The organism is Desulfovibrio sp. 1188_IL3213 (assembly GCF_036763145.1).
In the GTDB taxonomy this organism is placed as follows: Bacteria; Desulfobacterota; Desulfovibrionia; order Desulfovibrionales; family Desulfovibrionaceae; genus Desulfovibrio.
Genome location: NZ_JBAIYR010000291.1, coordinates 1 through 3,024 on the forward strand (window position 1 = coordinate 1; position 3,024 = coordinate 3,024).

Sequence of the window (3,024 nt, forward strand, 5' to 3'; positions counted from 1 at the left end):
CCGCCAGGGCCGCCGCAAGCATGGCGGGCAACAGGGTGAGGCTGGCGCCGAGCAGCAGGGCGCTCACAAGCATATTTATGAGCACAAAAAGTACCAGTGTGCCGGGTTTGCGCACCTTGAACAGCATGACCACCAGCAGGGTAGTGAAAACGAGGTTCTTCAGAAGAAGAGAAACCGGGTTCATTCCCCCGCCGGCCAGGGCTATCAGCAGGGTGGATATTTTGGCCGCAGCCGAAAACACCCCGATGACCACCAACTCGTGTGCGCTCCAATACCGCTTGACCGTGGATTTCATATTTGTCTCCTGGCCCGTCTCTTACATAAATTGAATTTGAATTTCAATATCAAAGAGACGGGCCGCCGGGCTTAAAATTCTACACTGACCTTGATATTGGCATGCACACCGGGTTCGTAAATGGATTCTCCCGTACCGAGTGCATATTTTTGGTTAAAGATGTTAAGCACTTCACCGACTATGGCGTATTGCTTGCTGTCGCCGAACTTCACGCCCATCATGGCGTTGGCCGTAGTCCAGGAACTGTTGGAATATACGGTGCGGGCAGAGCCGCTTTCCTGTTCGTTCTTGGTGGCAAAGCGGACGTAGGCATCGCCGATCACATCCAGGCTTTCGTTGACCGGGTAGAGCGCCCGCACGCCTGTACGGCCCGTCCATTCGGGCGTGCCGGTCTTCCAGGTCTTGTAATTGCCGTTGTCAAACTGGCGCTTCATCCAGGTCAGGTCGATATAGGGGGTGAAGCCGTAAGGCAGGTCATAGCTGCCGCTGAATTCCACACCGTGCGTTTTGGCCTGGCTGACGTTCTTGTAATAAAAGATATTGTTGCCGGTTTGCTGTGACGAAATGTAGTCTTCGGCCACAGTGTAAAATCCGGTGAGGTCAAGGTTGAGGCCAAAGGCGGAATAGCGTGCGCCCAGTTCCCAGGTATTGGACTTTTCAGGCGTAAGGTCGGGGTTGGGGTTTACCGTGCCGCCGCCCATGCTGGAGATGACGTATTTTTCCTGAAGATTGGGTACGCGGAAGCCCTGGCTGAAGCCCGCGCGCAGCGTAAGGTCGTCAATGCCCTGCCACATGAGGGACACGTTGAACACGGGGTGGGATTCCCAGTTGTCGCCTGTGGCGCCAGCGTCAATGTCGCCAAAGACGGGGTTGTAGGCCGGGGATGTTTTTTTACGCTGCCAGCCTTCGGCGGTTCCCATATGCGACTGCACCCAGGTCTGGCGCACACCGTAAGACAGGGTGAAGTCCCAGGGCAGTTTGCTTTCCATAAGGGCGTACAGGGCGTGGGTGTCCATGTATCCCTTATATTTGTAGTGCTTGTCGGTCAGGCTTGTCACCGTTACCATTGGGTTGGGCTTGATGACAGTCTTGGTGTCCGTGTCTGTGGTGGCATCAAGGCCGTCTCTGGTGAACTCGTAGCCGGCAATGAGGTAGTTGTTTTCGCCTATACTCCAGTCGGACTGAAGGCTTGCTCCCCACTGCTCGTTCTTGTTGTTGGCATAGTTGTCCATAAGCATGGACATGGGGGCTTCCGCCACTTCCACATGGTTGAGCATTTTTTTCTTGCTGTGCTGCCAGAAGGCGTCAAGGCGCAGGCGCGGCAGAAAAAAAGCCACATCTTTTGCCTCGGCGAATACCGCGGCCTTCTTGCGTTCCCAGGGCGAAATATCCACAAAAAAGTTGGGCGAGCTGGTGTCGCCGGACATTATTTCGCTGTAAAATTGCTCATACATGCCGCCTGCGGTAAAATTGGGGCTGAAATCATAGCTCAGAAAGGCCGAGCCGGACTGCTGCTTGAACTTGGAATGCTTGGCCTCGCCGTCGGGGGTGGACAGATTGTGCTGATAGGTGTTGGCCCCTGTTGCGCGGTACTTGAAGCCCTCATAGGCGCCAAACAGGGAGAGGCTTTCGGCAAAACCTCTGGTGGAGCCGTTGTAGCTTGTGGTTATCTGCCCCTGTATGGGCTTTTTTCCACCCTTTTTGGTGATGATGTTGACAACGCCGCCCAGCGCTTCAGAGCCATACAGCACCGAGGCTGGCCCCTTGATGACTTCGATGCGCTCGATCATGGCGGGGTCGATGAGCAGGGCTGTTCCGTCCATGGACTTGTTTTCAGCGATTTTTTGCCCGTCGATAAGAATGAGCACCCGGTTGGGACTTTCCCCACGGATGGAAATGCGCTTCAGGCCCTGTGCGCCGGAGTTGACGATCTGCACTCCGGGAATGTCCTGCAGCAGGCCGCCCACTGTGGCTGCGGGCGAGGTTTTGATTTCTTCCTCCGTCATGACGCTCACGGCCATGGGGACATCCAACAGCTCTTTTTCAACTCGCGACGCGGATACCCTGACAGTTTCGGTCTGCAGGGGTTCGGCATGGGCGGGCGCGCTCCAGAGCAATGCCCCGGCCAGACCCAGGGGCACGGCATGCCTGCGTAAGTTACGCAGCAAGATCATTGTTTTCCTCCAGCATGGTTTTAAGGTAGTTGAGCAGCAACTGCGAAAGGTTCACCTGCCAAAACTGCCCTGCCAGCGTAAGCGTTACCCATCCCTGATCTTGCGTGACCAGCCCCGCTCTCTGCCACTGGGCAAGCAGGGGAGACCATATTTTCGCAAGAGGCAGGCCAAAGCGTTGTTCAAGCGCGGGCAGGTTCAGACAGCCCTGCTCCATACCCTCGGCTACGGCCCGGAAGAGGAAGTAGCGCTGCGGCGCGGGTTGCAGCATAGCCAGGGCCTTGCGCCCGTCGGCCACCTGTTGCAGCCATGATTCGTAGTCCGGCGTATTGATATAGAAATTTCCGGCAAAGTTGCCGCCCGCGCCGGGGCCGAAGGCCAGGCAGTTGGCGGAACCCTTGACGTAGAGGTTGTACAGGTTGCGTTCTCTGCGCCCGCCACTGCCAGAACGCAGATCAGGGCCAGAATGCCAAATATTTTGTTCATGCCTTCTCCCTCAACGGTACAGAATGTGCGGCAGGCAGACGCCTTGCGGCACTAGAGCGGATTAACTTTGAG

The 3,024-nt window shown here is 56.3% G+C and carries 2 protein-coding genes and 1 pseudogene; all 3 read right to left on the minus strand.

Going from position 1 to position 3,024, the window contains the following annotated elements; genetic code table 11:
- Positions 1-295, minus strand: a pseudogene (locus V6C16_RS10425) (hypothetical protein); the annotation flags it as partial.
- A 71-nt stretch (positions 296-366) separates the two neighbouring features.
- On the minus strand, positions 367-2,469 hold the full coding sequence (locus V6C16_RS10430) for a TonB-dependent receptor plug domain-containing protein (protein ID WP_333536622.1): 2,103 nt from the start codon (positions 2,467-2,469) through the stop codon (positions 367-369).
- Positions 2,453-2,764, minus strand: coding sequence for a hypothetical protein (locus V6C16_RS10435; RefSeq protein WP_333543157.1), 312 nt, complete (start codon positions 2,762-2,764; stop codon positions 2,453-2,455). The genes V6C16_RS10430 and V6C16_RS10435 overlap by 17 nt, the downstream gene beginning before the upstream one ends.
- Positions 2,765-3,024 lie beyond the last annotated feature (260 nt).